Genomic DNA, 5,696 nt, shown 5'->3' on the forward strand with positions numbered 1-5,696 from the left:
CGCAATAGATGGTGTCATCATCTTGGAAATCTCCTCTCTTTTGATTGTGCGCCAAACCTATCCGCTAAGCGCGACCTCCTGCATGGAAACTTCTACGACGCGGGCTATGAGTTCGGTTCCGACGATTGCGCGGACACCGCCAAGACCCGCCGCGTGCTGACCATCCTTCTGCCCGAGGAATATTGAGTTCGGCCCGCCCCGCGAGGGGCGGTGCCCGATAGGCGCAGCCAGCGCCGGGAAGGAGGTGAGCAAATGAGCAATGATTGGAAACTGGCCCGTATCGCAGAAGCGTGGGCGCTGGTTGGGAAAGGCGGCCTGTCGGCCAAGATCGGGACCGCCTTCCTGAAACAACACGGGGCTATCTAAGCCCCCTCGCCTCAGCCCGTCAGGGCTGGGGCACCCATAACACGAAAACTCACCACACGACAAGGATAAGACCCATGACAAAGCAAGAGACGATCATCGCCCCCATCGAACAGGTTCCCTTCGATGATCTGTATGTTTCCGACCTGAACCCGCGCACCGTGTTCAGCCCCGAGGGGATCGAGGCACTGGCAGAGAATATCCGCCAGCTTGGCCTGATCCAGAACCTCGCAGGGCTGCGCGATGAAACCGGCAAGGTTGGCATCGTGGCCGGAGGCCGGAGGCTTCGCGCCCTGGCTCTGCTGCAAGACGATCCGCGCTTCGCTACGGTTTCCGTGAAGATCGCGCCCGATCAGGCGACCGCCGAGATTTGGGCATCGAGCGAGAACCACCACCGCGAGCAACCCCATGCCGCCGATGAAATCCGCGAATATGGCAGCATGGCCGAGCGGGGCGTTCCGGTTCCCTCCATCGCCATCGCGTTCGGCGTCAATGAAAAGCACGTCTATCGCCGCTTGAAGCTGGCAAGCCTGCCGGTGTCGGTGCTGGACGCCTTGAAGGCCGGGGAAATCACCCTTTCGAACGCCGCCGCCTTCACCGTCAGCGAGGACGAGGCGAACACGCTGGCCGTTCTGGAACAGGTGCGCGGTGCGGGCTACAGCGATCACCACATCAAACAGATGCTCAAACCGGACTCGGTGCGCAGCACGGATCGGCGCGTGATGTTTGTCGGCCTTGAGGCTTACGAGGCCGAGGGCGGGCGCGTCACTGGCGACCTTTTCGCAGACCAGACCTATTTCGATGATGTTGCCCTGCTGGACGAACTGTTCAAGGCGAAGCTGAAAGCCACCGCCGAGGCCATGACCGGCGACGGTTGGAAATGGGCCGAGGCGATGGACACCACCTATCTCGGTTATTACGAGATCGAGGAACGAAAGCTGGACCGCATCTATCGGGATGAAGGGACGCTCACCGAAGAGCAGTCAGAGCGTTACGACGAACTGGCGGAATTGGCCGAAGGTGAGGTTCTGGACGCCGAGGGCGAGGCCGAACTGGCGGCGCTGCAAGCCGTGTTGGATGGTGCATTCAGCGCCGAACAGAAGGCCGTTTCGGGCGTCCTTGTCTACGTCAACCAGAGCGGCGAGGTTCAGACCGCCGAGGGGCTGGTGACGCGCGAGGACCGGGCCGCCGCCATCGAGGCCGGTTTCCTGCGCAAGTCCAGCCATTCGAGCGCCGAGGCCGAGCCGAAATCCCCTATCAGCCAGAAGTTGCGCGACGACTTGTCCCGTGTCGCACAGGGCGCACGGCAACATGCGGTGTTGCGCGATCCCGATCTGCTGATCGACCTTCTGGCCTACCAGTTGAGCCACGCCCTGCGCTGGAACGATCCGCTTGGCATTGCCACGACCGAGGTTCCGAACTGGCCTTCGACCGAGGCCGAGGGCTATGCCCTTGACGAGCGCCTGACCAGCAACCCGCCGCGCGATATGTGGGATGCGAAAGACCTTGGCGCATCCTTCCGCGCGTTTCGCAAGAAAGGCCCGGAGCATGTGCGCGGTGAACTGGTTCGGTTCCTTGCCGCTCAATATCGGGGCGGCGACGAGAAACTGGCCGCGATGATCGACAAGGAGACGCAGCCGAATATCCGCGAAGTCTGGACCCCCAATGCGGCGAACTTCTTTTCCCGCGTCGGAGGCCCCTACCTCAACGATCTGTGGCGCGATCTGCTGGACCTGTCCGACGATCACCCGACCGCCACCAGCTTCGCCAAGCTGAAAAAGGGCGAGAAGGCCGACAAGCTGGAAGCCCTGTTCCGTGGCGACCACGATCTGCGCAGCGCCCTCGGCGTCACCGACGAGCAGGCCGAGAAGATCGGCGCATGGCTGCCCGAAGGCATGAAGTGAGATCGAGGGCGGGGCGTCAGCGCCCCGCCCACCGATGGAGGTTCCCATGAGATTCAAGCGTTCACCCCGACACCCGTTCACCGATACGCCCCGCAAGCGGGCCGCGCTGCGCCGGAAACAGCGCCTTGAGCGCGAGGCCCTTCCGTTGCTGGCCGATCAGATTGCCGAGGCACAGCCGAGCGAAGACCGTGTTATGGCAGACCGCGCACTGGCATGGTCCGAACAGGAAGTCAGGGACCGTCGCGCACGGGCAGAGAAGTGGCATGAAGCCCGCCGCCAGATCGACGCCCTGCCCGCAGATGAGCGCCGCGCCGTGCGGCGGGCATGGGACTGCGCCCCATACCCCGCCGACCCGTCTTATCTGTTGAGCGTCCTGCACAGCTACAGCCAAGGCAGGATCGACTTGAAATGCCCGCCTTTCCCGCTGTCGCGCACCGACGCCTCGGGCGCGAGGATCGCGAACCTGTTCGCTTCATCTGACCTGTTCGTGACGATCCTCAAGGCGCGGGAGATCTCCGCCGATCCTGACCGTCACCCGCTGGCGGAACGTCACGCAGCCTATCACCATCTTCAACTGGCGGCATCGAAGAACAAGGATCGCGACCGCGCCGCCCAGGATCGCGTGTTGGCCTCGCAGCTATTCCTTCGCCTCGGAGAATTGGAGAACGCCCATGCCTGATTTCACCGCCCACCGTCATCCGGTCCTTGCCGTGCGCTGCCCCGATTGCGGGAGAGCGCCCGGCGTCTGGTGCCGCCGCCCGAGCGGCCACATGGCGAGCGACTTTCATCACAGCCGCAAGGTGGAGGCGGATCGCGTCGTCATCGACCAGCACGGACCTGACGCCAGCATCCTGCGCGACGGCGACGGATGGATCATTGATCCACGCGGGCGCGTCGGCATTCGGCCACAGCCCGAGCAACTGGCTTTGTTCTGAGGGATATTCATGGCGCTGGCGAGAACTGATCGACTGTGTTACGACTGGAACTAAAGGAGAACTTAGATGTTTGATCGCCGCGCTCACGCTGAAGAAATCATTGCCCACCTGATCGGCAAGATGTGGAACTGGTTCTTTATCGGAGCTGCTGGCGCGGCCATCGTGATCGCCGCTTGCATCGCGTTCTTCGTCGGGGTCAACGTCCCCAATCTGATTTACTGGATCGGCACAGCCATCGCCTTCGGGTGCTTCGCGCAAGCCGCCAATCTGTCGAACGAAATTCGGAGCCGCCGCGCGCATCTTTGACGCCGGGCAGGCCAGCTTTTTGAGAATATCCTTGTGGTGAGGATAACACTGGCCCCGCTCGCGCGGGGCCTCTTTTTTCCAGGGACCGACATTCAGGACTATCATGCACGACGACGACGAAACCACCTTCAAGGATAGCCTCGATCTGCTTCAGTATCGCATGGCCGAGATCGTCTTTCGTCCGGGCCGTGTCGTCCGGGCCTGCTGGCGCGGCGGGCGACCGACGATCAACCGCTATATGCTGGCCTTCCTGACTGTGTTCCTGCCTGCCCTCGGATTCGGCATCGTCATGGGATGGGCCATGAGCGGGTCCGAGCATTTCCTGTTCGGCGCGGAACGGACATTCACCCGCCAGCTTGGCGAGGCGTTCATGCTGATCTGGATGATTGCCGTTCTCTACCTGCTCGCCATCGGCATCACGATTATCGTCATGGGATGGTTCCGAAAGGGGCCGCGTCGAGGGTGATGCCCGGTGCGGCGGGACTGCGCCCCGCCGCACCGGCCTTGCGCTACCCGCGCAGGGGCCGCTTCGCGGCTTGGCCGTCAGCACCAACCCTGCCGCCTGCCCCCATTGTATTCCCGCGCCAGCCCTTCCCCGATCAGGATATCGGCCACGTCCGCACGACCGATATAAAGCCGCGCAAGCCCTCGGTCATATCGGTCACGGCCCGGCAACACGATCAGTTCCACCAGCTCGCCGGAGCCGATCAGCTCGCGCAAGCGCCTCGTCGCCTCGTCACCAAGCGCCTTTTCATATGCACATTGCGGATTGTAGGTTTCCGGCGTGTCGAGACCGACCAGCCGGAACCGCTCACCGCCCAGGTCAATCGTGTCGCCGTCGATCACATATACTGAAGCCGGATTGATCGGCTCCGCTGCCGTCCCGGTGTCGATCGACAGCAAGGCCGCGACGATCATCGCACCTGTTGCCGCAACTCCAAACAAGCGCCTGCGTCGCGCATGTTGTCCGCGTCTCGATCCAGTTTCTCGCCGCCAGTTTCGCAAGCCGCTCTGCCCTCTTCTGATCCTGTGCCGGTTGTCGCTAGGTCGCGATTGGCTTTCCCTTGACCCATTTGCCGCTGCGCAGATTCGCATACGTCGCCCCAGGTTTCGACCGTCGCCGTGATTGTCCTTGCAGTATGAATCGAGCCTCTGTCGAGATCCACACGCCGCTGCCTTCCTTGATTTGGAACCGACACTGAAATTCGTGCAACCCAGGTATTCACACGTCTCCTTGGCCCGTGTTTCTCAAACGGAACATTGCTTGTTCCTCTCTTAGCGACCGTCCGGGGCTAACGCCCCGCCCTTCAATCAAAAAATCGGTTTCCGCTTTGCGGACCCTCCGATTTTTGGTTTGATCGCATCGAGGACCAGCATGACCGTTTTTCATCGAAACACTAAGATACCAAGGAGACTAAAAATGAATACCTTCGCAGAGTTTGAAATCATCGGTCGGGTCGGTCAGATCAAGGAAGGCAACGGCGTCCTCTGGGTTTCCATCGCCGCCGAGTATGGCCGCAAGGACAATCACGGCGACTTTCAGTCGAAACCCTTCTGGAACGACGTGAGCATCTTCAACGAGAACGTCATCAAATGGGTCAAGGAAAACACCGTCAAAGGCGACCTGGTTCGTGCGACCGGCACCATCCGCTCCGAGAGCTACGAGACCAATAGCGGCGAAACCCGCCACGGCGTGAAACTGGCCTGCGACAACTTCGCCAACCTGGCCCACATGATCCGCAAGCAGATGGAGCGGCAACAGGCGGGCTGACCGCCCGGGCGGGCCTCGCGGCCCGCCTGCCCTTCGGGCGCGGCGCTGCGCCCCGACCAATCGGCCGCCCCCATCGAGAGGGCGGCCGATCGCGCTTCACGGCCTTCAGCTCCGAACCGCCGACAAGCGGCAATGCGACACTGGACCCCCTGCGAAGGTGCAGGGTCTGCCTCCTTGAAAAACAGCGGCTACTCTACACGGCGCGGCGAGCCGTCAACACCAAGCCCTTCGGGGCGCTGCGCGCGTGTTGACGGCCCGCCTTTCCCGCCGTGTCACCGAGCCTCGTTTTTTCAATCAGGAGACAGACCATGAAGTTCCATTCGGGGTATCCGGAATTTCTGGTTGATAAAATGCCAAAGATGTAAAGAAGAAAATCTTTCTCAGCGGATTATCTGATTGATCCTCTTCAGCTTACTC

At 61.8% G+C, this 5,696-nt stretch carries 8 protein-coding genes; 7 read left to right on the plus strand and 1 reads right to left on the minus strand.

Annotated elements, in window-relative coordinates; translation table 11 throughout:
* From BLT54_RS22985 to BLT54_RS21745, 6 genes are all read left to right on the plus strand, one after another.
* Positions 1 to 186: DUF3768 domain-containing protein (locus tag BLT54_RS22985; protein WP_245708099.1), on the plus strand; the 186-nt coding region annotated here is incomplete at its 5' end.
* A 254-nt stretch (positions 187 to 440) separates the two neighbouring features.
* Positions 441 to 2,267: a ParB/RepB/Spo0J family partition protein gene (locus tag BLT54_RS21725; RefSeq protein WP_074647514.1), complete on the plus strand. Its 1,827-nt coding sequence runs from the start codon at positions 441 to 443 to the stop codon at positions 2,265 to 2,267.
* Between the two features lie 46 nt (positions 2,268 to 2,313).
* Positions 2,314 to 2,946: a hypothetical protein gene (locus BLT54_RS22725; RefSeq protein ID WP_074647515.1), complete on the plus strand. Its 633-nt coding sequence runs from the start codon at positions 2,314 to 2,316 to the stop codon at positions 2,944 to 2,946.
* Positions 2,939 to 3,202 (plus strand): zinc finger domain-containing protein, encoded by a 264-nt coding sequence (locus BLT54_RS21735; RefSeq protein ID WP_074647516.1) that lies wholly within the window; start codon positions 2,939 to 2,941, stop codon positions 3,200 to 3,202. Before BLT54_RS22725 ends, BLT54_RS21735 begins: the two co-directional genes overlap by 8 nt.
* 66 nt (positions 3,203 to 3,268) lie before the next feature.
* Positions 3,269 to 3,508, plus strand: coding sequence for a hypothetical protein (locus tag BLT54_RS21740; RefSeq protein WP_074647517.1), 240 nt, complete (start codon positions 3,269 to 3,271; stop codon positions 3,506 to 3,508).
* A 103-nt stretch (positions 3,509 to 3,611) separates the two neighbouring features.
* Positions 3,612 to 3,974 (plus strand): hypothetical protein, encoded by a 363-nt coding sequence (locus tag BLT54_RS21745; RefSeq protein ID WP_074647518.1) that lies wholly within the window; start codon positions 3,612 to 3,614, stop codon positions 3,972 to 3,974.
* A gap of 77 nt (positions 3,975 to 4,051) precedes the next feature.
* Here BLT54_RS21745 and BLT54_RS22075 read toward each other — a convergent pair whose 3' ends face one another.
* Complete coding sequence (locus BLT54_RS22075; protein WP_176832951.1) at positions 4,052 to 4,453, minus strand: thermonuclease family protein; 402 nt, start codon at positions 4,451 to 4,453, stop codon at positions 4,052 to 4,054.
* Between the two features lie 475 nt (positions 4,454 to 4,928).
* On the opposite strand from BLT54_RS22075, the gene BLT54_RS21760 reads away from it, so the two are divergent.
* On the plus strand, positions 4,929 to 5,279 hold the full coding sequence (locus BLT54_RS21760) for a single-stranded DNA-binding protein (RefSeq protein ID WP_074647520.1): 351 nt from the start codon (positions 4,929 to 4,931) through the stop codon (positions 5,277 to 5,279).
* The last annotated feature ends 417 nt before the right edge of the window (positions 5,280 to 5,696 follow it).

Source organism: Celeribacter baekdonensis (genome assembly GCF_900102315.1).
GTDB lineage: Bacteria > Pseudomonadota > Alphaproteobacteria > Rhodobacterales > Rhodobacteraceae > Celeribacter > Celeribacter baekdonensis.